Below are 25286 nucleotides of genomic sequence, written 5' to 3'. Positions count from 1 at the left end.
TATTTGTGGCGATCCAAATAAAAACACTAGATGAATTAAAAATAATGCGTCGTGCCGGTTTGGTTGTTGCCCAAATACATCAGGCAATAAGGGACGCGATTAAAGGTGGAATGACGACCGATGCACTTGATGTAATTGCAGCGGCAGTTATCAAACGCGCCGGTGCAACATCAAACTTCTTGAATTACCATGGATTTCCCGCCACAATCTGCGTGTCAATCAATGATGAGATTGTTCATGGAATTCCTGGTCCTCGGATTATTAATGAGGGTGATGTTGTCTCAATAGATTGTGGTGCAATTGTCGATGGATGGCATGGGGATGCAGCTTTTTCTATCGGTATAGGTAGCGTAGATCCAGCCGATCAAAAGCTCATGGATGTTTGCGAAGAATCCATGTGGTGTGGAATCGCCGCTGGCAAAAACGGTGCCAAGTTAACTGACATTGGTTATGCGATCGAGCAGTACACGAATTCGCAAGGTAAGTATGGAATCCTGAGAGAATATGGTGGGCATGGAATCGGTACAGAGATGCATCAAGAACCCCATATTTTAAATTTTGGCAAGGCCGGCCAAGGTCCTGAGATTGCCCCTGGGCTTGTCTTAGCAATAGAGCCAATGATTACACGTGGATCGGGGCGCACAAAGGTATTGAGCGATGATTGGACAGTTGTATCGGTAGATAAATCACGAGGCGCGCATTTCGAACACACCTACGCAATATGCCCAGATGGTAAGCCATTTGTATTGACCGCTATCGACGGTGGACTATCTCAACTCAATCGCTTTGGTGTGGAAATCTCAGATTTACTATAAATAGTTATACGTACGTTATGAATTTTTATAGATAATTAACACAATTCTAGTAAATTTACCTAAGCCCTCACCCTCGGGGGAAAAAGCGATGGAGAAATTAATGAAAAAAGTAGCACGCATCGGAACGGCCGTGGCAGTCGCCGCAATGCTCGTAAGCAGCGTAGGCCTGTCTCAGGCCGCGATCAAGCCAGCTTATAAAGCAATGGTTGGGGATGACTGCACTGCGGCAGCTGCCAAAATTGGCAAAGTTGCAAAGGGCCGTGGAGTAGATGGCACCGATCTAACATGTTTAGTAGTGCCAAATGGTTCTTATAAGGGCCAGACAAAATGGTGGTACAAAGATGTTAAAGCGCTTAAGAATATTGATTGGACCGTTCCCGCTAACCCTGGTGGATACTCCCTAACGAGTAGTGCAATAAGCGATGCGCTCAAAGCCGAGGAGTTACTTGGTGATTACACATCTTCATTTAAGCCAGGCGCAGGTGGTTCTGTTGGACTTGCGGCTTTCCAAGAGATCAAAGGTAAGCCTGAGGCGGCCTTAGTTGTTGGAATCGCATTAACAGGTGGCATGTATTCAAATAAATCCACACTCAATCTTCTGAGCTCAACTCCAATTGCCAAAGTTTTGCGTGAATACGATGCAATTGTTGTTCCCGCTTCATCTAAGTACCGCACACTTAATCAGTTAATGGATGACTTAAAAGCAAAGCCAAATGGTGTAGCAATTGCTGGTGGAAGCAAAGGCGGAATTGATCACCAGGTAATCGGTCTCCTTGCTCAAACAGCAGGAATCGATCCAACTAAATTGAATTACGTAGTTTTCTCAGGTGGACCTGAAGTTGTAACTTCTCTTTTGAGTAACTCTACTCAAGTTGGTATTTCAGGCTCTGCAGAGTTTGCAGCATTTGTTGCATCTGGAAAACTCCGTGTTCTTGGAGTTTCATCGGCTAAGAAGTTATCTGGATTCAAGGGAAAAACCTTTGTTTCGCAAGGATATGACTTGGTTTACGGAAACTGGCGCGGAATCATGGCTCCGGCTGATCTCTCAAAGGCCGATTATCTAAACTTTATTAAGGTAATCGACATCATGCATGTCTCTCCATCATGGAAGGCGCAGTTAGTAAAGAACAACTGGGATAACGAATTCGCAGCGGGAATGGACTTTAAGTCATTCCTTGAAAAGCACATCCCAGAAATCAATGGAGTAATGAAGGGTCTTGGAATCTAATTGATTTCAAAGATTTCTAAGCAAGGAAAGGGAGAGTTGGTATTTGCCAGCTCTCTCTTCTTGCTTGGTATTTTCGTCGCATGGGATACCTCAAAGATGGATATACCTCAGGGTTCATCGATTGTTAGCCCGCAAGCCTTCCCATATATGGTTGCATTTTTCACTTCACTCGTTGGCTTAGCGTTGATACTTGAAGTTTTACGCGGACGTTATGCAACTCCGGATGGGAATGAACCTGGAGACCAATTTGTTCCAGCAAATTTTAAAACAATGGCAATCTTGGCAACGGCTATCGGCTTACACGTAATTTTATTGGAGATCGCAGGTTATGTTGTTGCCGCAACTCTCTGTTTTTGGGGAGTAGCTTTTGCATTCGGTTCACGTAAATACCTCAAGGACTTTGGAATAAGTTTAGTTTTTGCAGGAATCGTCTATTTTTCCTTTACTAAAGGTTTAAATATAAATCTGCCCTCCGGTTTTTTTGAAGGGATTTTAGGTTAATAGTTATGGGAAATAGTTTTGCAATGTTAATGGATGGCTTCCAAACTGCATTCACCCCAACTAATTTAATGTTTGGGCTTCTAGGAACTTTTCTCGGAACCCTTGTCGGCGTTTTGCCAGGTATTGGACCTGCTTTAGCAATCGGACTTTTGCTGCCGATTACCTTGACGGTTAATCCAACGTCAGCTCTGATTATGTTTGCAGCGATTTATTACGGTGCGATGTATGGCGGCTCAACAACGTCGATTTTGCTCAATACTCCCGGGGAAAGCGGATCGGTAATTACAGCGTTAGAGGGCAACAAGATGGCTAAGGCCGGCCGTGCCGGTGCCGCCCTTGCAACAGCTGCAATCGGATCCTTTGTAGCTGGAACTATTGCCACCTTATTGCTCGCATTTGGTGCTCCGACGCTGGCCGAATTTGCCCTCACCATTCAACCGGCAGGTTATTTGTCATTAATAATTTTGGCCTTTGCAACAGTGGGAACCCTGCTTGGTGCCTCTCGAATCAGAGGGCTGGTCGCATTGGCCGTTGGCCTAGTAATTGGTTTAGTTGGTGCCGATCTGCAATCAGGCGCGTTGCGCTTAACTTTCGGAAATCTCAATGCAATCGATGGAATAGAAACCGTTACGGTAATTGTCGCAATCTTCGCACTCGGCGAAGCTCTTTACTTAGCTAGTCGTCATTCACTGGTGCCTGTAGAGGTTCTAGCGATGAAAGGCAAAGCCTGGATGACGAAAGATGATTTTCGTCGTTCATGGAAACCATGGCTACGTGGAACGGCGATTGGTTTCCCACTTGGAGTGATTCCTGCGGGTGGATCAGAGGTCCCAACATTTTTAAGTTATGGCGTTGAAAAAGCGCTATCTAAAAATAAAGGTGAGTTTGGTAAAGGTGCAATCGAAGGTGTTGCAGGACCTGAAGCAGCTAACAATGCCAACGCTGCAGGAGTCTTAGTTCCGATGTTGGCACTTGGGTTGCCAACGTCGGCTACTGCCGCCGTTGTTCTCGTTGCCTTTCAATCTTTTAATATTCAACCTGGACCAATGTTATTTCAAACAAACCCCGAAATCGTCTGGGGATTGATTGCGTCTTTATTTATCGGTAACGCACTTCTTCTAGTGCTAAATTTGCCTCTCATACGTTTTTGGGTCTTACTTCTTAAAATTCCTAGCCACTATCTATACGCCGGTATTACAACTTTTGCACTTTTAGGTGCTTACGCGCTCAATAACTCAACTTTTGATTTACAAGTCGCTCTTGCCGTGGGCTTTATTGGCTATCTATTTCGACGCTTTGGCGTACCTATAACTCCGTTGATAATCGGCGTCATCCTCGGACCTTTAGCCGAACTATATTTCAAACGCTCACTGCAAATAAGCCAAGGAGATTGGCATATTTTGATTGCTGGCGGTTTCCCCAAAGTTATTTATGCCACCCTGTTTTTAGTGATTATAGGACCAGTAGTGTGGAACTTTAAGAAAAAATTCGCAGTTAAAAAGTAATTAATGTCAAGCGAAAAACTTTTACCCTGGGCTAAGCCATTATTACTCTGCTCTACATTGACGCAAGCTACGATTTATGTACTGCGCCCGATGATTACGTATCGAGCCCTCGAACTAGATGCTAACGCCGCTCAAGTCGGATTAATTGCCGCAGTTTATGCACTCTTTCCCGTTTTACTTGCATTACAGTTTGGCCGTTTAGTAGGACGTCTTGGAGAAGGAAAGTTTATTATTGCTGGAACAATCACAATGATTCTCACTTCTCTCCTCTTAGTTTTCTCAAATTCATTAGTTCTTCTAGCCTTTGCAACTTCATTAGCGGGTGTCGCGCATTTAGCGTGCATGCTTGGTGGACAAACAATGGTCGCACTTCGCACGCCACGAGAAAACTATGACCGCTACTTTGGCTATTACACATTTAGCGCGTCTGTTGGACATATGATTGGGCCGCTCCTTGCAACGGTAATTGCTGGATCTAATGGAACTTTGCCCAAGTCCACTTCGAGCGCCTTTCTTTTAGCTGCCGTTCTATCAATTGCAGCTTTAGTTCCTGTTCTGAACTGGCGTCGCGAGCGACCATCGGTGGAGGCTAAAACTAATGATGAAGGAACCTATTCTGCGGCAATGAGATTGGTTCGAAAGCCTGGAATTTTGGCAGCGATCTATATTTCTTTGGCCATATCTGCAACTGCGGATGTGCTTGTAGTCTTCCTGCCGTTATATGGAAGCGAGAACAATTTCTCACCTTATGCAGTTGGAATTATTTTGGCATTGCGTGCCGGCACAACCATGATGTCCCGGATTTTTCTTGGCCGATTGAGTGAGCGATTTTCGACATATCAATTATTGATGTGGAGCACATTAATTTCGCTGATTGCATGTGGGGCGATGGCATTTGCAAAGAGCGCTATCTCACTCGCGGTTATAGTTTTCATAGCAGGATTTTCTTTGGGTATTGGGCAACCATTGACGATGTCATTGGTTGCCCAAAAAACACAACCCGAGGAACGCGCCTTGGCAGTCTCTGCGCGATTGATGGGCAACCGGTTAGGACAGTTCATAGTCCCGGCAGCTGCAGGTATTGTCGCCGCCGCCTCCGGTGCTGGGGCTGTCTTTATTGGCCTTTCTGTCCTCCTCGGGAGCTCGATTTTCTCCGTAAAACGCCAATAATTGTGGTCTGAGTTACATTTGTGTAATTCACCTTGGTCGATTTCCCTTATTCAGGACTGACCTCTAAACTACAACTTCGCTTGTTTTACGCTCAAACAGAATTGTAGGTACAGATTGGCTAGCAAAGATGGCGCCATCGAAATGGAAGGCACTGTTTCTGAAGCTTTACCTAACGCGATGTTTCGTGTGGAACTAACTAATGGGCATAAAGTCCTCGCTCACATCAGTGGCAAAATGCGGAAGAACTACATTCGTATTTTAACTGCTGACCGTGTGATCGTGGAAATGAGTCCGTATGACCTTACAAAGGGTCGAATTATTTATCGTTATAAGTAACGAAGGAGCACAAAGACATGAAGGTTAATCCAAGCGTCAAGAAGATTTGCGATAAGTGCAAAGTCATTCGCCGCAAGGGTCGCGTCATGGTCATTTGCGAAAATCTTCGTCACAAGCAACGTCAAGGCTAAGTAGTAACTAACTCGTTGTACGACTTCTAGACAACTAGAAGACCTTTGGACTGGTAGGCCAGAGAACAGTGCAGCGGAGGACCTCCAGATACAGATAGGTAGATACATGGCACGTCTCGTCGGTGTCGATCTTCCACGCGAAAAACGCGTTGAAATCGCACTCACTTACATCTTTGGAATGGGTCTTACTCGTTCTCAAAAAACGCTAGCTGAAACTGGCATAAGTCCAGATACACGCGTTAAGGATTTGCAGGAGCCTGAGCTCGCAAAACTTCGCGAATACATCGAAGCAAACTTCAAAATCGAAGGTGATCTTCGTCGTGAAATTTCTGGCGACATCCGTCGCAAAGTTGAAATCCAGAGCTACCAGGGAATTCGTCACCGTAAGGGACTTCCTGTTCGTGGTCAGCGCACACACACAAATGCGCGTACACGTAAGGGTCCTCGTAAGGCAATTGCAGGTAAGAAGAAGGTGACTAAGTAATGGCCGCTCCTAAGTCAAAGACTGCCGCAACAAAGGGCAAAGTAAAGACTCGTAAAAAAGAGAAGAAGAACATCGCTGTTGGTAAGGCTTTTATTAAGAGCACTTTCAACAACACAATCATCTCTATAACCGATCCATCAGGTGCTGTTATCTCTTGGTCTTCATCTGGCCAAGTTGGTTTCAAGGGCTCACGTAAGTCAACTCCATTCGCAGCACAGCTTGCAGCAGAAGCTGCTGCTCGTCGCGCGCAGGAGCATGGCTTAAAGAAAGTAGATGTTTTCGTTAAGGGCCCTGGCTCTGGACGTGAAACTGCAATCCGTTCATTGCAAGCAGCTGGTTTGGAAGTCGGTGCCATCTCTGATGTAACACCTGCTCCACACAATGGTTGCCGTCCATGCAAGCCTCGTCGAGTTTAGGGAAGGAAGAGAATAAATGGCTCGTTATACCGGAGCAGACTGCAAGCGCTGCCGTCGCGAAAAAGTAAAGCTCTTCCTTAAGGGCAGCAAGTGCGATGGACCTAAATGTCCAATCGAATCTCGACCGTATCCACCTGGTCAACATGGCCGTGGTCGATCAAAAGAGTCTGAGTACCTATTGCAGATGCGTGAGAAGCAGAAGTGCGCACGTATTTACGGAGTTCTCGAAAAGCAGTTCCGTGGTTACTACGAAGAGGCAAACCGCAAGCAGGGCAAGACTGGTGAGAACCTTCTAGTCCTTCTAGAGACACGTCTTGACAATGTTGTATTCCGCGCAGGATTTGCAAAGAGTCGTGACATGTCACGCCAACTAGTGCGCCACGGTCACTTTCTCGTAAATGGCAAGAAGGTAAATATTCCCTCATTCCGTGTGACTCCAATGGACATCATCGATGTTCTTCCAAAGTCACTCGATCTCACACCATTTATCGTGGCAAGTGCAGAACTTGGCGAGAAGTCGGTACCGGCATGGATGGAGGTCGTTGGTTCGCAGATGCGCATCATCATTCACGGCGTTCCTGCACGTGCAGTCATCGACACCCAGGTTCAAGAGCAGCTAATCGTTGAGCTTTACTCGAAGTAATTTTTAAAAAGCCCCTGACATTAAAACTCAGCGGGCATGCGGGCAGTACAGGTATGGCAAATGTGGAAATCAAATAGTGGATTTCCCCGAAACGAAGAGGAGCACCAGTGCTAATTGCACAACGTCCCACCCTCAGTGAAGAAGTAATTTCTGAGTCCCGTTCAAGGTTCATTATTGAGCCATTAGAGCCTGGCTTTGGATACACCCTTGGCAACAGCATGCGTCGTACATTGCTTTCATCTATTCCAGGTGCGGCAGTGACAAGCATTCGCGTTGCAGGAGCACTTCACGAGTTCACAACTCTTGAAGGCGTTAAAGAAGATCTCACCGATATTGTTTTGAACATCAAGAACTTGGTGCTCTCATCCGATAACGATGAGCCAAGCGTCGTCTATATCCGCAAGTCTGGTGCCGGTCCAGTTACTGGTGCCGATATCGCTGTTCCAACTGGCGTTGAAGTACATAATCCAGAGCTCCACTTAGCAACTCTCAATGGCAAGGGATCTCTTGAGATCGAACTTACCGTTGAGCGCGGCCGTGGTTATGTCACCGCAGTTCAGAACAAGCAGGCTGGCGCAGAGATCGGGCGCATTCCAGTTGACTCTATCTATTCACCTGTACTCAAGGTTACGTATGCCGTTGAAGCCACTCGCGTTGAGCAGCGCACCGATTTCGATCGTCTTGTAGTCGATGTTGAGACAAAATCATCAATGAAGCCACGCGATGCCGTTGCATCAGCTGGTCGTACATTAGTTGAACTCTTTGGTCTTGCTCGCGAGCTCAATCTTGAAGCAGAAGGTATCGAGATGGGGCCATCTGTTATGGATGCAGCTCTTGCCGCGGACATGGCACTTCCAATAGAAGATCTAGATCTCACAGTACGTTCATACAACTGCTTGAAGCGCGAAGGCATTCATACAGTTGGGGAGCTTGTTAACCGTTCAGAGGCTGACTTGCTTGATATCCGTAACTTTGGATCAAAGTCAATCGATGAGGTAAAGGCCAAGCTTGTCTCTATGGGGATGAACTTGAAAGATAGCCCAGTCGGATTTGATCCAACTCAGCACCAAAATTACAACGCTTCGCTAGACGACGAGTTCGTTGAAGCAGAGCAGGCCTAGGAGATAAGAAAATGCCAACACCAAGTAAAGGTCCTCGTCTGGGTTCAGGCCCATCACACGAGCGCTTACTCCTACGCACTCTTGCAGAGCAGTTGTTCGAACACGGCAAGATCACAACAACCGAGGCAAAGGCTAAGCGCCTGCGTCCATTAGCCGAAAAGTTAATTACTTTTGCTAAGAAGGGTGATCTTCCAGCCCGTCGCCAAGTTATGGCTCAGATTTCAAATAAGGGTGTAGTCCATACACTCTTTACTGTTATCGGACCTCGGTTTGCAACTCGTAATGGTGGATACACACGCATTACAAAGATTGGGCCACGTAAGGGCGACAACGCTCCAATGGCGGTAATCGAAGTTTTAACTGAGAAAGATAACTAAGCCTTAACACCTTAGAAAAATATTCTTATGTCGGAGCCCACTCTCTACCCAGAGAGTGGGTTTCTTCGTTTACGGATCGATTTAGCGTACGACGGAACGAATTATGCAGGGTGGGCAAAGCAGCCCGGTCAACGCACAATTCAAGAAGAGATTGAAACGGCGCTCGCAAAAATCACGCAGAGCCCCATAGAAACCGTTGTTGCTGGTCGCACCGATGCCGGAGTACATGCTAGTGGGCAGGTAATTCATGTTGATATTCCTGAAAATTCCGAGATCAAAGAACTACTCTTTAAATTGAATCGAATGCTCGAAGATGATATTCGAATTCTAAAAGTGACAGTCATGGAAAAAGGTTTTCATGCCCGTTTTTCTGCCACCCTGCGAAGTTATACCTACAAAATTTTAGATGCCAATCAGGTCGTATCACCCCTTCACCGCTTGGATGTGGCACCTTGGTATCGCAGCCTTGATGTAGAACTTCTCAACTCTGCAAGCGCATTACTTTTAGGCAACCATGACTTTGCCGCTTATTGTAAGTTCCGAGAAGGTGCAGCTACAGTTCGAAACCTTATTCGTTTCAACTGGATCCGTGACGATGCGGGCTATCTAATCGCAGATATTGCCGCGGATGCCTTCTGTTATTCAATGGTGCGCAGCTTAGTCGGCGCAGTTGTTTGTGTTGCAGAAGGTCGAAATAATCTTGACTGGATTTCTGCGATGTTGGCCAATAAAGAGCGCGTACCTGACTCACTTGTCTTTGTCGCAAGGGGCCTAACTCTGCGCCAAGTTGAATACAATGGAGAAATGGTTAACGGGTAATGGGGCATATCGATGTCAGCGGTGTCGATTACGCGCTTTCAGATGGCCGGGTGCTCTTAAATAACGTCAGTTTTCGTGTAGGCGACGGCGCGAAAGTTGCACTCATTGGTGCAAATGGATCCGGCAAAACTACTTTATTTCGCATGATTAGCGGTGATTTACAGCCTGATTCTGGTCAAGTATCTATCTCCGGCGGCCTTGGAGTAATGCGCCAGTTCATAGGTTCGGTCCGAGATCACACAACGGTGCATCAAATGCTTTTATCAGTTGCGCCTAAAAGAATTCGCGATGCTGCAGAAAATATCGAAAAAACTGAGATTGAAATGCATGAAAAAGATACTGAAAAAGCTCAGATGGCATATGCCCAAGCAATTATTGAATGGGGAGATGTTGGTGGCTATGAGTATGAAACTATGTGGGATGTATGTTGCACTGCTGCCCTCGGTAAATCATTTGATGAAGTTGCAAAGAGAGAAGTAAATACTCTTTCGGGTGGAGAGCAGAAAAAATTAGTACTTAATGCTTTACTTGAAGGTCCAGATGAAACTTTGCTATTAGATGAACCCGATAACTATTTAGATGTTCCTTCTAAACGCTGGTTAGAAGAAGTAATAACCGCAACTAAGAAAACCGTTTTCTTTATCAGTCACGATCGCGAACTACTAGAAAATACTGTCAATCGCATCGTTACTCTCGAGCAAGGTGCATCTGGCAATACAACATGGGTACACGGTGGAAAGTTTTCAACATGGCACGATGCGCGAAAGGCAAGAAATGCGCGATTTGCTGAAATTTTGCTTCGCTGGGAGCAAGAACACCAACGGCTTAAAGATTTAGTTCGCACCCTCCAGGTGCAGGCTGCAATCAGCCCGGACATGGCAAATAAATATCATGCGATGCAGACTCGACTTCGAAAGTTTCAAGAAGTGGGTCCGCCACAAGCGCCACCGATCGAACAAGATGTACGAGTCGGTTTGCGCGGCGGTCGTACGGGCTTACGTGCATTGACTTTTGAAAATCTGATTCTTGAAGGATTAACGCAGAGCTTTAACTTCGAAGTCTTTTTTGGTGATCGCATCGCCGTTCTAGGTAAGAATGGAACCGGTAAATCTCACTTCTTGCGTTTAATATCAGGAGATAGCACAGTCAAATACACTGGTAATTTTAAAATCGGTGCCCGCGTGGAGATTGGCTACTTCGCTCAAACGCATTCTCATCCAGAGTTTGAATCTCAGAGCTTGCTCGAAATCCTTTGGCAGATGTACTCACTGCAGTTAGGTCCGGCTAAGAGCGCTCTGCGAAAATATGAAATAGACCAGCAAGCCGAACAGCGCTTTGCCTCACTATCTGGTGGACAGCAGGCACGTTTCCAAGTCCTTTTACTCGAGCTATCTGGTTCAACTTTGCTTCTACTCGATGAGCCGACCGATAATTTAGATTTGGCGAGTGCTGAAAGCTTGGAAACGGCCCTCGATCATTATGAAGGAACAGTAATATCCGTGACCCACGACCGTTGGTTCACGCGAGGATTTTCTCGTTTCCTAGTCTTTGGCAGTGATGGCCGTGTTTTCGAAAGCCCTGAGCCTGTTTTTGAGCATTAATAGGCTGGTTTTGACCCATCTCCCGCGTACAGGTACCCTTACTCCTCTGCGCTCCTTGAGGGCGCTTAATGAAATAACTCGAAATAGAAGGTAGGCAAGAGCGTGCGTACATATAGTCCAAAAGCCGGTGACGCAGTCCGTGAGTGGCATGTCATCGATGCGCAAGATGTGGTCTTGGGCCGCCTTGCAACACATGCCGCCGTTCTACTTCGTGGAAAGCACAAGGCAACATTTGCTCCTCACATGGACATGGGCGACTTCGTCATCATTATTAATGCAGAAAAAATCGCTCTGTCAGGTAACAAAGCAAAGACTAAGTGGTCACATCATCACTCTGGTTTCCCAGGCGGTTTAACTTCTACGGTTTACGGCGAGCTTCTTGAGAAGTTCCCAACACGCGCTGTTGAAAAAGCAATCAAGGGAATGATTCCTAAGAATCGACTTGGGCGTGATATCGCTTCAAAGCTAAAGGTTTATGCCGGTCCAACCCACCCGCATGCTGCACAAGCTCCAAAACCATATTTATTCGAACAAGTTTCACAAATCGTGAAGTAAGGGATGGAAATGTCAGAGAACACAACTATTAATGATCTCGATGAGAACGAAGTTCCTACTTCATACACTTCATCAACTCCTGCAGCTGCAACTAACCGCCCAGCAATTAAAGCTCCAGGTGGCGGCACAGGTCGTCGTAAAGAAGCCGTTGCACGCGTTCGCTTAACTCCAGGAACTGGAAAGTGGATCATTAACGGTAAAGCTCTTGAGAATTACTTCCCAAACAAAGTTCACCAACAATCAGTCTCAGAGCCATTTCGCACAGTAGGTGCTGAAAATCAATACGATGTTTTTGCACGCATCAATGGTGGTGGAGTATCTGGTCAAGCAGGCGCACTACGTCTCGGCGTTGCACGATCACTGAATCAAATTGATGAGGAAGCTAACCGTCCAGCGCTAAAGAAGGCTGGCTTCTTATCACGTGATGCACGGGTTATCGAGCGAAAGAAGTACGGCCTTAAGAAGGCCCGTAAGCGTTCACAATACAGCAAGCGCTAATTTACATTTAAGTAGAGGAGTTCCAATGGCACTCTTTGGTACCGATGGAATTCGTGGCTTAGCCAATGGCGAACTCACCGCTGAATTAGCACTCGATCTCGCAGTTGCCGCAGCGCACATCTTGGTGGAAAGCTCTTCTAATAGAGATCACCGACCGACGGCGATCGTAGGTCAAGATTCGCGCGCATCTGGAGAGTTTTTAGAGGCAGCCGTTGTCGCTGGATTAACGAGCGCCGGAATCAATGTCTATCGTGTTGGAGTTTTACCGACGCCAGCGATTGCACACTTAGTTGCCGAAAGTAAGGCCGATCTCGGCGTCATGATTAGCGCATCGCATAATCCAATGCCAGATAATGGAATTAAGTTATTTGCACGAGGTGGCGGCAAGTTAGATGATGCTATTGAGGCACGCATCGAGGCTCGAATGGGTGAAGGTTGGAAGCGACCAACTGGTCGCAATGTTGGTCGAGTAATTAATGATGACAGCGCAACTGAGCGGTATTTGAAGCATCTTTTAGCCTCGGTTGATACTCCTCTTAAAGGCTTAAAGATTGTTGTTGACTGCGCTAATGGTGCGGCATCTACCGTGGCACCTGAAGCATATCGTCGAGCTGGCGCCGAAGTTATTGCGATTTTTAATCAGCCAGATGGCTGGAATATCAATGAAGAGTGCGGCTCAACACATCTGCATCAATTACGTGCAGCGGTTTTGCGAGAAGGCGCTGATGTTGGTATTGCCCACGATGGTGATGCCGATAGATGTTTAGCAATCGATGCCACCGGAAATGAAATCGATGGCGATCATATTCTGACTATCTTGGCGCGAGGTTTCAAGGCGCGTGGCACGTTAAAGGGCAACACCGTTGTTGGGACGGTAATGAGCAATTTAGGTTTTATGCATGCGATGCGAGAATCAGGCATTGAAGTAGTTACGACGCCTGTTGGAGATCGTTATGTATTGGAAAATATGATTGCTAACGATTTTTCATTAGGTGGCGAGCAGTCGGGGCATGTGATTATGCGCGATCTAGCTAATACGGGTGATGGCATACTAACGGCGTTACAACTTCTACAAGAAATTGTGCGAACCGGTATGGTTTTGCACGAGTTGGCCGCAACGATGCAGCGTTTTCCGCAGGTTCTCATAAATGTGCGTGATGTTAAGAAAGAAGAGCTTCACGCATCAGCACAGATTTCATCGGCGGTACAAGCAGCGCAGCATCGACTTGGAGATAGTGGAAGAGTCTTGTTGCGAGCATCGGGTACGGAAGAGCTCGTCAGAGTGATGGTTGAGGCTGCCAGTGATAACCTTGCCGAAGAAATCGCTAGATCGCTCGCAGATATCGTTAAAGCTGAATTGGGGTAGAAAAATATATGTGTGGAATTGTGGGTTACAGCGGGCCACAATCTGCCATTACGCCACTCATTGAGGGTTTGCGACGACTTGAGTATCGAGGTTATGACTCCGCCGGAATCGCACTGGGAGTTCCTGGCAAATTATTTATTGAAAAAAGAGCAGGCAAACTTGTAAATTTAGAGAACGCACTCGATGGTTCACTTCCTGTAGTGCATTCGGGCATTGGGCATACTCGTTGGGCAACGCACGGCGGTCCAACCGATCGGAATGCACACCCTCACCTTGATAATGAGGGCAAGTTGGCGGTTATTCATAATGGAATTATTGAAAACTACTCCGAACTTCGTAACAACTTAGAAGCTCGCGGACATGTTTTTTCCTCTGAGACTGATACTGAGTCCGTCGCTCATTTACTTAGTGATCTTCGCAAAGAACGAAATGGTGATTTATCAGCGGCTATGCGCGATGCAGTTAAAGCCTTACGTGGCTCATTTACCCTTGTTGCGATCCATGCCGATGCCCCCGATATTGTCGTAGGAGTACGTCGTAACTCTCCTCTTGTGGTCGGCCTCGGCGTCGGCGAAAACTTTTTGGCATCAGATGTTGCAGCTTTTATTGACTATACCAAGCGAGCCATAGAGCTCGGCCAAGATGAAGTTGTAACCATCACTCCAACTAGCGTAGAAATCACCGACCTTGAAGGCGTAGCAATTAAACCCAAGGAGTATGAGATTTCTTGGGACGCTATCGCTGCACAAAAAGGTGGCTTCACCCACTTCATGTTAAAAGAAATTTTCGAACAACCTAAAGCCGTTGCCGATACCTTAATCGGCCGCTTAAGTGATAATCATCAGATAGTTTTAGATGAGTTACGTATGAGCCCCGATGAGATAAGAGCGCTAAAAAAGATAACAGTCATTGCATGTGGTACCGCATATCACGCAGGAATGGTCGCCAAATATGCCATAGAAAAATGGGCGAAGATTCCGGTAGAAGTTGAGATTGCTAGTGAGTATCGCTACCGAGATCCGATCATAGATACCGGGACCTTGGTGATTGCTATATCTCAATCGGGTGAAACGATGGATACGTTGATGGCCGTGCGTCATGCTAAAGCGGCTGGGGCTCGAGTTTTAGCAATCTGCAACACTAACTCTTCGACAATTCCACGTGAATCAGATGCCGTCTTGTATACACACGCAGGACCAGAAATTGCCGTTGCATCAACTAAAGCGCTTTTAACACAAATGATTGCGGTATATCTCATTGGTCTGCACTTAGCCCAAGTCAATGGTGCGCTCAACGATGATCAAGTCACAGAGCTCTATAACGAGCTACTGGAGCTCCCAGGAAAAATAGAACAGATTCTTGAAACCGTCGAACCGCTTCGTGAATTAACCCGCAGTTTTGCTGACAACAACATCGTTTTGTTTCTTGGCAGAAATATCGGTTATCCCGTTGCCCTTGAAGGTGCGCTTAAATTAAAGGAGCTTGCATATATTCATGCCGAAGGTTTTGCTGGAGGCGAACTTAAACATGGCCCCATCGCATTGATTGATAACGGAACACCCGTTATTGCAATATTACCTGCAGGCCATGAGCACGCACTAGATGAAAAGATGCTCAGTAATATTCAAGAAGTAAAAGCGCGAGGTGCCCGAGTTATCGTCATCGCAGAAGAAGGAGCACGAGTTGAAGGTGCTGAACATATAATTCGCATCCCAGTTGTACCGGCACTGTTTCAGCCAGTGCTTGCAACAGTGCCGCTACAAGTTTTTGCATATGAGATGGCGGTAGCTCGTGGCAATGATGTAGATCAGCCGAGAAATTTAGCAAAATCAGTTACGGTCGAATAAGTGCGTAAAGCACAAATGTTTCGCGCTTTACGGTGGTCGGCACTTCTATTCGTCGGCTTTCTTGCTGTGACACAACAAGTTTTAAGTAATGGCCCACTTGTTAATTTCGATAAGGATGTAAACCGAACGCACCGACCCCAGTTTGAGGGTTTTGCGGGTTTTCTACTAAGGCGTTTAGATGACTTAGGCGCACGTTGGTTAACTACAGTGATACTAATAATTGCAGCTTCATATATCGCTTACACATTCAAAACTTGGCGTCCACTTAACTTGGCTGTTTTATCTCTGCTCGCACTCAATTTTGTAGTGGGAGTTTTTAAAATATTTCTTGGACGAACTAAACCCCGCGATGGTATTGATTTACTTCATGCCGGAGGAATGTCATATCCCAGCGGTCATGCATCGAATGCCGTTCTGACATGGGGAATTTTGGCTTATATAATCTATAGATACGCCCGTGTTGATAGGTATCAAGGTCGACTAGCAAGTGCAGGAGTTGTGACAATTTCATTAACCGTTTGCGTTGTCTCACTCATACGTCATACACATTGGTTCACCGATTTACTTGGTGGACTTTTTATAGGTAGCGCACTATTAGTGGCTGTAATTGCGGTAGATCGCTACGTTCCTTCTAAGAGTCAACTGCACTAGGATTTCCTGCATGATTGATGGGATTGGCATCGATGTGGTCGATATCGAACGCTTTAAATCCTCACTTGATCGAACCCCTGGCCTGCGTGAGAAGCTCTTTACTGAAGGTGAACGTACTAAACCAATTGCCTCACTTGCCGCCCGCTTTGCGGCAAAGGAGGCTCTAGCTAAGGCGATCAGTGCTGGAAAAGGCCTTGCTTGGCACGATGCCGAAGTAATAAACCTTGAAAACGGTAAGCCCGTTTTTCTCTTTCGTGGAGAAATCGCCGATTTAATTGATGGCGCAGATGTCCACCTTTCGCTCTCGCACGATGCTGGTATCGCATCGGCAATGGTTGTCGTGGAGCGTAGGTAATGGAGCACCGCGCCGAAGCTCGAATCGATGTCGCATCGATCACTGCCAATATCTCTACATTGAAATCAATAAGCGGCGTTGATCTATTAGCGGTTGTTAAAGCCGATGCATATGGTCATGGTTTAATCGAAGTTGGTTTAGCGGCTGAAAAAGCTGGAGCTAATTGGTTAGGTGTCGCCTTACTTGAAGAGGCAATCGCACTTCGAACTCACGGTGTTCGAATCCCAATTCTCGCTTGGTTGCTGCCACCGGGATCTGATTTTAGGGCGGCCCATAGCCACGATATCGACGTCGCAGTCTCTTGTTTAGCTGCATTAGAAGAGATTTCTGCATTAAAAATCAAAGCACGAATTCACATCGAGGTCGATACGGGAATGAATCGCGGAGGTTTCCTCAATGAATGGCCCGAATTATTAAAGGCAGATTTCTCTTTTGTTGAAGTCGTTGGTTTCTTCTCACATTTTGCACGTGCAGACGAACCAGAGCAAAGCCAAAACTTCGATCAAATCATTCGCTTCAAAGAAATGCTCGCGCAATTGGTGAGAATCGGAGTTAACCCACTCGTCAAACACCTATCTAACTCGGCTGCAACATTAAAAAACCATCAAGCTGCCTTTGATTTAGTACGTACTGGCATTGCTATGTATGGATTATCACCCGATGTAGAAAACCTTGGCGATAGTGCTAGCTTAGGCTTAAAACCTGCAATGCAGCTGCGTGCAAAACTTCATTTGGTAAAACATGTACCAGCTGGCTCTCCCATCGGATATGGCGCGAGTGCAATAACGAAAATCGATACACAGCTTGGCATTGTTGCGATGGGTTATGCCGATGGAATACCACGAATTGCTCAAGGAGCTGGAGTTTTTTTCGAAGGCAGACGAGCGCCCATTATCGGGCGAGTATCCATGGATCAATTTGTAGTTGATTTGGGTCCAGAATCCACGGCGAAATCCGGGGATTGGGTGGTTATTTTTGGCGATGGCACGCATGGCGAGTACACGGCCGATGATTGGGGGGCATCTTCGGCTTCAATTAACTACGAGATAGTTACACGAATTGGGCCAAGGGTGCCTAGAATCTATGCACCTCATGTCTATTAAAACTGCAGCGTTGCATATCGAGGGAGTATCTATCTCCTTCGGCGGTCTTCGGGCACTCAATGATGTCTACCTTGAGATCGGCAGCAATGAGGTCGTTGGTCTCATTGGTCCAAATGGCGCTGGCAAGACCACTCTATTTAATGCGCTGTGCGGACTCGTGGTTCCAGATGAGGGCAGATTTTTTTTACAAGGTGCGCGTCGTGATTTTCCTCGCACTGATGAGTTAGTTGACCTTGGAATCGCGCGTACGCTACAAGGAGTCGGTTTATTCGGGGATTTAAGTGTTCTAGAAAATGTAATGATCGGTGCACAACACTTAGCGAAAACCGGTTTAGTTTCGGCTGCGTTCGCCAGAAATATTAAAGATGAGAATCGAATTCGTGAAAGGGCACGAATCGCTCTCGAGCGCGTCTACGCAGGTGGCCTTGCCGCTCGTCGTGCCGATACTTTGTCGTATCCCGATACCAAACGAGTTGCGATTGCTCGAGCTCTGGTGAGTGAACCAAAAATTTTAATGTTGGACGAGCCTGCCGGTGGATTAGGGGTACAAGATATCGAGTGGATGAATACGCTCATCCGAAATTTGAGCACACAGATGTCGGTACTACTGGTTGAGCACCACATGGATGTAATCATGTCAGTCTGCAGCAAACTATATGTACTCAACTTTGGCGAAGTTATCGCAAGCGGCAGCGCCGAAACTGTCCGACGAGATCCAGCGGTAATAGCAGCATATTTAGGAACGGTGAATAAATGACACTCAATGTTTCTCATTTAAGCGTTCACTATGGTGCCATACGAGCAATTAACTCACTCTCACTCGCGATACCAACTGGAGCACTGGCCGCGGTGATTGGCTCAAACGGAGCTGGAAAGACGAGTTTATTAAGGGCAATCTCTGGCTTGAATAAAGCTTCGCATGGGAAAATTAGTTGGATGGGCGAGTCAATTCTTGGAGATAAACCTGAGATATTAGTAAGAAAAGGAATTTCACATGTATCCGAAGGCAAATCTGTAATCCCAGAGTTAACCGTCAAAGAGAATCTTGAGCTAGGTGCTATTTGGCGACGTGATAAGAAAGAGATGGTTGAAACTCTTGACTTAGTAGTTTCAATTTTTCCACGTCTTGGTGAGAGATTGACACAAAGAGCGGACACGCTTTCAGGTGGTGAACGTCAGATGCTAGCAATTGGCCGCTCATTGATGTCAAAACCAAAACTACTTCTTCTTGATGAGCCTTCGCTCGGATTAGCTCCACTTGTTGTTGAGCAGATTTTTCAAACAATTCGTGAATTAACTACATCAATGCGTTTGACCGTGGTGTTGGTGGAACAAAATGCGATGGGTGCTCTCAGAATTGCAGATTTAGGAATTGTTCTAAATCTTGGAAAAGTAGTCGCAGTTGATCATGCACAAGCGCTCATAGATGACCCAGCAGTGCGCGCTGCTTATTTGGGGTATTAATTATGCAATTACTAAACACGATTTTAATTGGAATTACAGCCGGTTCTATTTACTCACTAATGGCGATTGCATTTGTATTAGTTTGGCGAAGCACACGAGTCATCAATTTTGCTCAGGCTGGCATGGCTTTACTGTCAACATATTTTGGATATGAAGCAGTAACCCGAATTGGATCATTTTGGATCGCTTTGCCGATTGCGATGCTTGGTGGAGCAATATTTTCTGCACTTGTAGAAGTTATTTTAATGCGTGTTTTAGTTAAACACTCATCGAGTGGTCCAATTGCAGGTGTAGCTCCAATTATTGCAACCCTTGGATTATTGGGGTTAATTCGCTCGGTAATTGCGATGATTTGGGGCGGCCAAGATTTACGAATTCTTCCACCTGTTTCTAATAATGGATTTACAGTCAACGGAGAAGTTTTAGTCTTTTCACCCCTAAAACTACTTATTTTAATCACAACGTTAATCTTGATGGCTTTACTTACACTACTTTTTCAACGAACAAATCTAGGCCTGTCGCTTCGTGCATCGGCATACGCTCCTGAAATTGCACGTCTGTCTGGAATACGAGTGGATCTGATAAGAACTCTAGGATGGGCGTTAGCAGGTGCGGCAGGTGCCGTTGCTGGAGTTTTTCAGACCGTCAATGGAAATGGAAATTTCTCACCTGACTCAATTGAATTTTCACTTCTCTTAGTATCTGGTTTTATAGCCGCAGTCATTGGAGGACTTGATAGTTTGCTTGGCGCAGTAATCGGTGGAATGTTCTTAGGACTAACTATTTCATTTATTTTAATGTATGTCAGCAGTGGTCTTTTCTTTATCGCACCTTTTGTGGTTCTATTATTAGTTCTCTTTATACGCCCTCAGGGAATAATTGGAGTAAAGGTAGGGCGCCGTGCATAAGCTAAAGCCCCGTGCTCATTTCGCTTTATTTCTAATTTTTGGATTTATCTTATTCTTGGCAAGTAACCGCGTAGATGAACTGCGTGTGTATCAAGGTGCATCAATTGCAGTATTCGTTATTGCTATCTCATCACTCATTTTACTTACCGGTTATTCAGGTCAAGTCTCACTCGGTCATGGCGCTCTTATGGCAATTGGTGCATATAGTGCAACGCTTGCGCGAAATGAATTTCAAATTCCAATCATCGTAACTTTCTTTATTGCAGTTTTGGCAGCAGCAGTTGGGGGTGCACTTCTTGGCGCGGCAGCGGCGCGATTATCTGGTCCGTATTTAGCTGGCACAACGTTGGCGCTAGCAATCGGTCTTCCATCACTTGCCAATCAATTCTCCATTCTCGGCGGAGAGCAAGGACTTCTCTTTGATGTTGGATTTCCGCCTCTTGGATTAGGCGAAGATTTCACTCAATATAAGTGGTACTTTTGGATCGCGGCCTTAGCCGCACTCATTTCAACGTGGTTCCTCAGTAATATTTTGAGTTCTCGATATGGTCGAAATTGGCGCGCAGGCCGAAGCAATGAGGTGGCCGCCCAGATCTGCGGCATCAATACCGGCCGAAGCAAGATTCTGGCCTTCACCATAAGTGCCGGGATTGCTGGCTTAGCCGGCGCCCTGTTATCCATGACAATTGGAACGGTTTCACCCAGCGCCTTTCCGCTGACTCTCTCATTTGCACTCCTGACGGGTGCGGTTCTCTCTGGCGTAAGTACCCTCTCAGGGGTCATGATTGGGGCAGTGACATTGGTGGCAATCCCAGAGATCGCCGATGTGGTGGCACACCGCATCGGAAGCTCCGAGAACATCACTACAAATTTGCCAGGCTTTATAGTGAGTGCGCTCTTGATTGTGACTGTTCTATTTGTACCCAATGGACCAGTTGAACAACATCGAGCGCGTGCAGCTAAAAAAGCGGCAAAGAAAAAGTTGTAAAGCTCTATCCAAACCCTCGATGGAAGGAAACACATGAAAGCAATGAATCGCCGGAAACTGATTTCAGTTTCTGCGGTACTAGCCGTAGCGAGCTTGACTGCAACAGCAGTTCCGGCAAACGCGAGAGAAGTTGGAGTTGCGTCATCTGAAATCAAACTCGGAATGACACTTCCAATGACCGGAGCAGCATCCCTTGGTTACAACAAGATCCCAGGAGCCGCGAAGGCTTACTTCGATTATCTGAATGCAAATGGTGGAGTCAACGGTCGCAAAATCACTCTCATAGTTAAAGATGATCGTTATGTTCCAACTGAGGCCGTAGCCAAGACCAACGAACTGATCTTAAAAGATAAAGTCATGGCACTACTAGCACCCTTAGGAACTGCGAATGTAAAGGCAGTTGCTTCTTCGCTTAACCCAGCTAGACGTGGCGTTCCAGTTCTATTTGTCAATACTGGATTTAGCGGCTTTGCTGATGTGAAGAAGTACCCAACTACCTATGCAATTTTACCTTCATATATTATGGAGGCCAAGATCATGGGTGAATACATCAAGGATAACTTTGCGGGCAAGAAAATTGGCCTGCTGTATCAAGATGATGACTTTGGTAGCGATGCGCTGGCAGGTTTTAAAACTGCCGGTATCAACTTTGCAGTAAAAGTTCCATATGCATCAGGCTCGCAAGGCGCTGCAGCTGCTGCGGGTTGGATTACAAAGTTCAAGGCCGCTGAAGCCGATGTCGTAATTCTCTTCGGAGTATCGAGTGCAACTTCTGCAATGCTCGGTACGGCCGCTGTGTTGAAATATGCACCGCAGTGGATGCTTGGCTCAGTTGGTGGCGATGCTACAACTATCAAGCTAACAGGAGTTCCAGCTGGCGTTCTATATAACGCCATTGGTTTTTCACCGGTGCCAGCTACTACTGATTTAAACGATGAGTACATCAAACTCTTCTCAGATATTTATGCCAAAGCCGTTCCAGGATCAGTCTTTGATCTCAATGTTTTACTTGGTATGAACACGGCCTTCATGACTGCTCAAGCTCTAAAAGCGGCGGGTCAAAATCCAACGCGTAAGTCATTGATGGCAGTTCTAAATACTAAAGGCGCTACTTTAGCTAACTCTGCGCTTACTCCAGTTGGATACTCAGCTAAGAGTCACGTAGGACTAACTGGCTACTGGGTTGGCAAGTATTCTCCAACAGGAGACCTACTTCCACTTGGTGGAACGTATGTCACCTACACGACCGATTCAGGTGCAGGCGCAGTTGTTAAATCTACGTACAAGCGCCCAGCGATGCCAGCGAAGGGATTACCAAACTAATGAGACCTACTTCAGCTAAAACGCGAATCTACGCACTTCTTAGTGCGAGCGCACTCGTAACTGGAATCATTGTTTCGATCCCAGTTGCAGCTAACGCTGCACCTGCATGCGATGGAAAATCTCCAATTCAATCATGCGTTGGTGTGACATCGGATGGTGCTCCGTATTCAATGATGGTTCCAGCTAATTTTAACGGAACTGTCGCTCTGTACTCACATGGATATCGTTACAACATAGATATTCCAGTTGGAATTCCCCTCATTGGTGGATACAAAGTTACTAATACACCAGAGCCTATTCCGGGTGGAAATGCGGCAGTTGCACAGTACTTATTTAGCCAAGGTGTCGCAGTCGTGGGTTCTGGCTTTGCCCGACAAGGGTGGAATCCAGATTCGGCGATAGCTACAAACGTTGAGTTAATTGGTGTCTTCAAAGCGCAGTTCCCAAAGACTACAAAAATTGTTGCGTGGGGATCATCTCTTGGTGGAGTTATCACTCAGGGACTTGCAGAGAAGTATCCAAATCTCATCTCTGCAGCAGCACCAATGTGCATGGCCGACAATATTCCAGCTGAGCTAACAATGGCTGGAGATTTCTTGTGGGGTCTTAAGGTGCTTTTCGATCCAACAATTAAGGGCGGTAATTATTCGGCAGGAGCGGCAGGTAATGCTGAGGCTTATGGCGACTTAGTTAAAGTCTTTACGGTTATGGGTAAGTTGCAGGCATCGCTTTCTACTAATGCTTGGCCAGATACATCATCTGCAACAGGCAAGGCTCTTGCTGCCGGCGGAGTTCCACCTCGCAGCGCACTTTTGCTGCTCGGTTTAATGTCTGGACTTCCAACGCAATCGGCTCACTTCGACTCAATTAGAGGACCAGAAGGAGCTCTAAAACTCTCATTCCCATTAGCAATTAGTCCCGCGTTAGCAATTCTAGAAAATGGAACTAATGCTGCAGCACTTGCTGTACTTGCAACACAAGATGTTGAACTTCAAGCAGGGGGTGCAATCTTTGATAACACAATGACTGATTACGCCGCTCGAATTGAAAACGAGCGAGTTATATATAACGCTGCTCTTTCTGGCAATACAGTTATCGATGTATTACTTGGCGCACTTTCTACTGCAAATCCGGGTGCACCACGCGCCGTTGGAAATGCAGCTGCAATTGCGAAGATGAATGCACTCCATAGCAATACCGGAAAAATCAATGTTCCAACCATCCTCATGACAGGTGTCGCAGATCCAATTACACCTGCAGGTGCCTCACAACGCATCGTTGATGCCTATGCCCAGCAATTTGCAGATGAAAAATTAGCTGCCTTTGCTGCATATAAGACAACTAGGTCTTACAAAGGACCTACCAATAGGCTACTGATGTTGTGGAACATGACGCCAAGTAAGGGTTACACAACCTTTACAGATGCGGGCTCTCCAATTACAACAACTCCTGCAGCATCTGGCACTAACCACTGTAACTTCACATCGGCACAGCTAGTGCTTGTTGCGAAGAGTTTGGTAAGTGCTGGACTCACCGGGACGTTGCCATCAGGTGGCCCAATCGTTTCGGCAGGCCGCAAGGCGGGCAATCTCGTTGTCGATCGGAACTTCTATGCTCCACTACTTAAGTACTACAACCAGTAAAACGTAAAAAACGAGGGAAATAACGGGAGTCTGGCCGAAAGCCAGACCCCCGTTTTCCTTTACTCTTGAGCCCTCATGATTACTGCAGCCAGTGCCGAAGAGATGTTTGATATCGGTAAAAAACTATCGCCGCGTCTAAGGCGGGGAGATTTAATTCTCATTAATGGTCCGCTCGGTGCCGGTAAAACAGTTTTAGCCCAAGGAATTGGTAGTGGCCTGGGAATCACTGATATCACATCGCCGACCTTTGTTATCTCTCGAGTACATAAAGCTGCCTTACCCATGATTCATGTCGATGCTTATCGCTTACTAGATACCGACAATCCCAGCCTCTACATCGATGATTTAGATCTAGACATTGAAAACTGCGTCACTGTTATCGAGTGGGGTGGCGCGGAATCGGCACGTTTGAGTGAAGATCGCTTAGAGATCACCATCGATAGAAGTGATGAGATTAGAAAAGTTCAAATAAGAGCAGTTGGTGAGCGTTGGTCGGGTTTTTCACTATGACGATTACTTTAGCTATTGATACATCGACATCTAGAACCTGCGTGGGAATTATTGAAGCTGGTGAATTACTCTGGAGTGGCTTTAAAGATGGAGCTACTGCCCATGGCCCAGCTCTTCCTGCATTAGTGCAGGAAGCTATCAAAAGCCGCACAATTGATGAAGTAGTAGTTGGAATGGGACCGGGACCATTTACAGGTCTTCGTATTGGTATCGCATTCGCACACAGCTTTGCCTTAGCACGCTCTATTCCGGTACGCGGCATTTGTTCACTCGATGCTATTGCAGCCCAAGTTCAGTCTAAGGATTTTATTGTTACTGTCGATGCGCGGCGCAAAGAGGTGTATTGGGCTCGCTATGTTGACGGAGTTCGGGTGGGCGAACCTGCAGTTAATTTTCCAGCCGCAGTAGAAGGCGCTGAAATTTATAGCAATTTATTTCCTGATTTGCTAGCAATGGTCTCACTTAAAGGAGGCATCACGGAACCAATTTATCTGCGTCATCCTGATGCTGTTGCAACGGCGGATCGCCAACCATGACTAAAAATGGAGTTACGTATCGCAGTGCCAACGCGCAAGATATTCCCGTTATGGTTTCGCTGGATAAACAATTGTTCCCTTACTCACCTTGGTCATCTGGCCAATACAGAGAAGAGATTTCTGCTCCAACCCGACATTATATTGTTGCCCTTGATGAAGCACAAAATATTATTGGATATGCAGGTGTTTTTGCACCAGGGGGAACTGAAGCAGATATTTTGACCGTTGGAGTTATTCCAGAGCATCGCGGCCATGGCATTGCAAGAGCGTTAATGGCCCTCCTCACTGAATGGGCAAAGACGCAAGGCTCAAACGCGATGATGTTGGAAGTAAAGACAGATAACCTAGAAGCAATTCCTTTATATGAATCTCTCGGATATTTGAGAATCTCT

30 protein-coding genes are annotated in these 25286 nt (G+C 46.3%); all 30 read left to right on the top strand.

Translation table 11 applies throughout. The features are described from left to right. Positions 1-5 precede the first annotated feature (5 nt). A complete protein-coding gene (gene map / locus Q8K48_01920; GenBank protein ID MDP1851155.1) occupies positions 6-815 on the top strand; it encodes a type I methionyl aminopeptidase in 810 nt (269 codons plus the stop codon). 100 nt (positions 816-915) lie between these two features. Continuing rightward, positions 916-2043: a tripartite tricarboxylate transporter substrate-binding protein gene (locus Q8K48_01915; GenBank protein MDP1851154.1), complete on the top strand. Its 1128-nt coding sequence runs from the start codon at positions 916-918 to the stop codon at positions 2041-2043. After that, on the top strand, positions 2044-2544 hold the full coding sequence (locus Q8K48_01910) for a tripartite tricarboxylate transporter TctB family protein (protein MDP1851153.1): 501 nt from the start codon (positions 2044-2046) through the stop codon (positions 2542-2544). A gap of 5 nt (positions 2545-2549) precedes the next feature. Then, positions 2550-4049 carry a tripartite tricarboxylate transporter permease gene (locus Q8K48_01905; GenBank protein MDP1851152.1) on the top strand — a complete coding sequence of 500 codons (1500 nt, stop codon included), beginning with the start codon at positions 2550-2552 and terminating at the stop codon, positions 4047-4049. Between the two features lie 3 nt (positions 4050-4052). Beyond that, positions 4053-5219 carry an MFS transporter gene (locus Q8K48_01900; GenBank protein MDP1851151.1) on the top strand — a complete coding sequence of 389 codons (1167 nt, stop codon included), beginning with the start codon at positions 4053-4055 and terminating at the stop codon, positions 5217-5219. A 114-nt stretch (positions 5220-5333) separates the two neighbouring features. Further along, positions 5334-5555: a translation initiation factor IF-1 gene (infA, locus tag Q8K48_01895; GenBank protein MDP1851150.1), complete on the top strand. Its 222-nt coding sequence runs from the start codon at positions 5334-5336 to the stop codon at positions 5553-5555. 17 nt (positions 5556-5572) lie between these two features. Then, positions 5573-5686: a 50S ribosomal protein L36 gene (gene rpmJ, locus Q8K48_01890; GenBank protein ID MDP1851149.1), complete on the top strand. Its 114-nt coding sequence runs from the start codon at positions 5573-5575 to the stop codon at positions 5684-5686. Positions 5687-5792: 106 nt separating this feature from the next. Continuing rightward, on the top strand, positions 5793-6170 hold the full coding sequence (gene rpsM / locus Q8K48_01885; GenBank protein ID MDP1851148.1) for a 30S ribosomal protein S13: 378 nt from the start codon (positions 5793-5795) through the stop codon (positions 6168-6170). Then, on the top strand, positions 6170-6586 hold the full coding sequence (rpsK, locus tag Q8K48_01880; GenBank protein ID MDP1851147.1) for a 30S ribosomal protein S11: 417 nt from the start codon (positions 6170-6172) through the stop codon (positions 6584-6586). The genes rpsM and rpsK overlap by 1 nt, the downstream gene beginning before the upstream one ends. Before the next feature lie 16 nt (positions 6587-6602). Next, on the top strand, positions 6603-7229 hold the full coding sequence (gene rpsD / locus Q8K48_01875; protein ID MDP1851146.1) for a 30S ribosomal protein S4: 627 nt from the start codon (positions 6603-6605) through the stop codon (positions 7227-7229). Between the two features lie 107 nt (positions 7230-7336). Beyond that, a complete protein-coding gene (locus Q8K48_01870; GenBank protein ID MDP1851145.1) occupies positions 7337-8350 on the top strand; it encodes a DNA-directed RNA polymerase subunit alpha in 1014 nt (337 codons plus the stop codon). Positions 8351-8361: 11 nt separating this feature from the next. Further along, positions 8362-8727: a 50S ribosomal protein L17 gene (rplQ, locus tag Q8K48_01865; protein MDP1851144.1), complete on the top strand. Its 366-nt coding sequence runs from the start codon at positions 8362-8364 to the stop codon at positions 8725-8727. A gap of 27 nt (positions 8728-8754) precedes the next feature. Further along, positions 8755-9546, top strand: a complete 792-nt coding sequence (gene truA, locus Q8K48_01860; GenBank protein ID MDP1851143.1) for a tRNA pseudouridine(38-40) synthase TruA — start codon at positions 8755-8757, stop codon at positions 9544-9546. Next, positions 9546-11147, top strand: a complete 1602-nt coding sequence (locus Q8K48_01855) for an ATP-binding cassette domain-containing protein (protein ID MDP1851142.1) — start codon at positions 9546-9548, stop codon at positions 11145-11147. The genes truA and Q8K48_01855 overlap by 1 nt, the downstream gene beginning before the upstream one ends. 102 nt (positions 11148-11249) lie before the next feature. Then, positions 11250-11702 (top strand): 50S ribosomal protein L13, encoded by a 453-nt coding sequence (gene rplM / locus Q8K48_01850; protein MDP1851141.1) that lies wholly within the window; start codon positions 11250-11252, stop codon positions 11700-11702. 9 nt (positions 11703-11711) lie between these two features. Beyond that, entirely contained in the window at positions 11712-12200 is a 489-nt protein-coding gene (rpsI, locus tag Q8K48_01845; GenBank protein MDP1851140.1) for a 30S ribosomal protein S9, read from the top strand. Between the two features lie 25 nt (positions 12201-12225). Continuing rightward, a complete protein-coding gene (glmM, locus tag Q8K48_01840; GenBank protein ID MDP1851139.1) occupies positions 12226-13566 on the top strand; it encodes a phosphoglucosamine mutase in 1341 nt (446 codons plus the stop codon). An 8-nt stretch (positions 13567-13574) separates the two neighbouring features. Then, the gene (gene glmS / locus Q8K48_01835) at positions 13575-15413 is read left to right on the top strand and encodes a glutamine--fructose-6-phosphate transaminase (isomerizing) (GenBank protein MDP1851138.1); all 1839 of its coding nucleotides are present in this window, start codon (positions 13575-13577) and stop codon (positions 15411-15413) included. Next, positions 15414-16064, top strand: a complete 651-nt coding sequence (locus Q8K48_01830) for a phosphatase PAP2 family protein (protein ID MDP1851137.1) — start codon at positions 15414-15416, stop codon at positions 16062-16064. Positions 16065-16074: 10 nt separating this feature from the next. Beyond that, a complete protein-coding gene (locus tag Q8K48_01825; protein ID MDP1851136.1) occupies positions 16075-16419 on the top strand; it encodes a holo-ACP synthase in 345 nt (114 codons plus the stop codon). Then, positions 16419-17522, top strand: a complete 1104-nt coding sequence (gene alr, locus Q8K48_01820) for an alanine racemase (GenBank protein MDP1851135.1) — start codon at positions 16419-16421, stop codon at positions 17520-17522. The genes Q8K48_01825 and alr overlap by 1 nt, the downstream gene beginning before the upstream one ends. Continuing rightward, a complete protein-coding gene (locus Q8K48_01815) occupies positions 17512-18279 on the top strand; it encodes an ABC transporter ATP-binding protein (protein MDP1851134.1) in 768 nt (255 codons plus the stop codon). The genes alr and Q8K48_01815 overlap by 11 nt, the downstream gene beginning before the upstream one ends. After that, complete coding sequence (locus Q8K48_01810) at positions 18276-18986, top strand: ABC transporter ATP-binding protein (GenBank protein MDP1851133.1); 711 nt, start codon at positions 18276-18278, stop codon at positions 18984-18986. Before Q8K48_01815 ends, Q8K48_01810 begins: the two co-directional genes overlap by 4 nt. 2 nt (positions 18987-18988) lie before the next feature. Next, a complete protein-coding gene (locus Q8K48_01805) occupies positions 18989-19894 on the top strand; it encodes a branched-chain amino acid ABC transporter permease (protein MDP1851132.1) in 906 nt (301 codons plus the stop codon). A gap of 55 nt (positions 19895-19949) precedes the next feature. Further along, entirely contained in the window at positions 19950-20882 is a 933-nt protein-coding gene (locus tag Q8K48_01800; protein MDP1851131.1) for a branched-chain amino acid ABC transporter permease, read from the top strand. A gap of 33 nt (positions 20883-20915) precedes the next feature. After that, a complete protein-coding gene (locus tag Q8K48_01795; GenBank protein MDP1851130.1) occupies positions 20916-22205 on the top strand; it encodes an ABC transporter substrate-binding protein in 1290 nt (429 codons plus the stop codon). Continuing rightward, a complete protein-coding gene (locus Q8K48_01790) occupies positions 22205-23848 on the top strand; it encodes a hypothetical protein (GenBank protein ID MDP1851129.1) in 1644 nt (547 codons plus the stop codon). The genes Q8K48_01795 and Q8K48_01790 overlap by 1 nt, the downstream gene beginning before the upstream one ends. 75 nt (positions 23849-23923) lie before the next feature. Next, positions 23924-24358: a tRNA (adenosine(37)-N6)-threonylcarbamoyltransferase complex ATPase subunit type 1 TsaE gene (tsaE, locus tag Q8K48_01785; GenBank protein ID MDP1851128.1), complete on the top strand. Its 435-nt coding sequence runs from the start codon at positions 23924-23926 to the stop codon at positions 24356-24358. After that, complete coding sequence (tsaB, locus tag Q8K48_01780) at positions 24355-24894, top strand: tRNA (adenosine(37)-N6)-threonylcarbamoyltransferase complex dimerization subunit type 1 TsaB (protein MDP1851127.1); 540 nt, start codon at positions 24355-24357, stop codon at positions 24892-24894. The genes tsaE and tsaB overlap by 4 nt, the downstream gene beginning before the upstream one ends. Then, a partial coding sequence (locus Q8K48_01775; GenBank protein MDP1851126.1) for a GNAT family N-acetyltransferase occupies positions 24891-25286 on the top strand: 396 nt, incomplete at its 3' end. The genes tsaB and Q8K48_01775, both read left to right, overlap by 4 nt.

This window comes from Candidatus Planktophila sp. (genome assembly GCA_030681675.1).
Classification (GTDB): Bacteria; Actinomycetota; Actinomycetes; order Nanopelagicales; family Nanopelagicaceae; genus Planktophila.
This window is presented reverse-complemented; position numbering and strand designations above follow the sequence as displayed.

Coding starts and splice junctions, on each gene's coding strand:
- Q8K48_01915 (MDP1851154.1), top strand. CDS start 916: ATGAAAAAAGTAGCACGCATCGGAACGGCCGTGGCAGTCGCCGCAATG.
- Q8K48_01905 (MDP1851152.1), top strand. CDS start 2,550: ATGGGAAATAGTTTTGCAATGTTAATGGATGGCTTCCAAACTGCATTC.
- Q8K48_01900 (MDP1851151.1), top strand. CDS start 4,053: ATGTCAAGCGAAAAACTTTTACCCTGGGCTAAGCCATTATTACTCTGC.
- rpmJ (MDP1851149.1), top strand. CDS start 5,573: ATGAAGGTTAATCCAAGCGTCAAGAAGATTTGCGATAAGTGCAAAGTC.
- rpsM (MDP1851148.1), top strand. CDS start 5,793: ATGGCACGTCTCGTCGGTGTCGATCTTCCACGCGAAAAACGCGTTGAA.
- rpsK (MDP1851147.1), top strand. CDS start 6,170: ATGGCCGCTCCTAAGTCAAAGACTGCCGCAACAAAGGGCAAAGTAAAG.
- rpsD (MDP1851146.1), top strand. CDS start 6,603: ATGGCTCGTTATACCGGAGCAGACTGCAAGCGCTGCCGTCGCGAAAAA.
- rplQ (MDP1851144.1), top strand. CDS start 8,362: ATGCCAACACCAAGTAAAGGTCCTCGTCTGGGTTCAGGCCCATCACAC.
- truA (MDP1851143.1), top strand. CDS start 8,755: ATGTCGGAGCCCACTCTCTACCCAGAGAGTGGGTTTCTTCGTTTACGG.
- Q8K48_01855 (MDP1851142.1), top strand. CDS start 9,546: ATGGGGCATATCGATGTCAGCGGTGTCGATTACGCGCTTTCAGATGGC.
- rpsI (MDP1851140.1), top strand. CDS start 11,712: ATGTCAGAGAACACAACTATTAATGATCTCGATGAGAACGAAGTTCCT.
- glmM (MDP1851139.1), top strand. CDS start 12,226: ATGGCACTCTTTGGTACCGATGGAATTCGTGGCTTAGCCAATGGCGAA.
- glmS (MDP1851138.1), top strand. CDS start 13,575: ATGTGTGGAATTGTGGGTTACAGCGGGCCACAATCTGCCATTACGCCA.
- Q8K48_01825 (MDP1851136.1), top strand. CDS start 16,075: ATGATTGATGGGATTGGCATCGATGTGGTCGATATCGAACGCTTTAAA.
- alr (MDP1851135.1), top strand. CDS start 16,419: ATGGAGCACCGCGCCGAAGCTCGAATCGATGTCGCATCGATCACTGCC.
- Q8K48_01815 (MDP1851134.1), top strand. CDS start 17,512: ATGTCTATTAAAACTGCAGCGTTGCATATCGAGGGAGTATCTATCTCC.
- Q8K48_01810 (MDP1851133.1), top strand. CDS start 18,276: ATGACACTCAATGTTTCTCATTTAAGCGTTCACTATGGTGCCATACGA.
- Q8K48_01805 (MDP1851132.1), top strand. CDS start 18,989: ATGCAATTACTAAACACGATTTTAATTGGAATTACAGCCGGTTCTATT.
- Q8K48_01795 (MDP1851130.1), top strand. CDS start 20,916: ATGAAAGCAATGAATCGCCGGAAACTGATTTCAGTTTCTGCGGTACTA.
- Q8K48_01790 (MDP1851129.1), top strand. CDS start 22,205: ATGAGACCTACTTCAGCTAAAACGCGAATCTACGCACTTCTTAGTGCG.
- tsaE (MDP1851128.1), top strand. CDS start 23,924: ATGATTACTGCAGCCAGTGCCGAAGAGATGTTTGATATCGGTAAAAAA.
- tsaB (MDP1851127.1), top strand. CDS start 24,355: ATGACGATTACTTTAGCTATTGATACATCGACATCTAGAACCTGCGTG.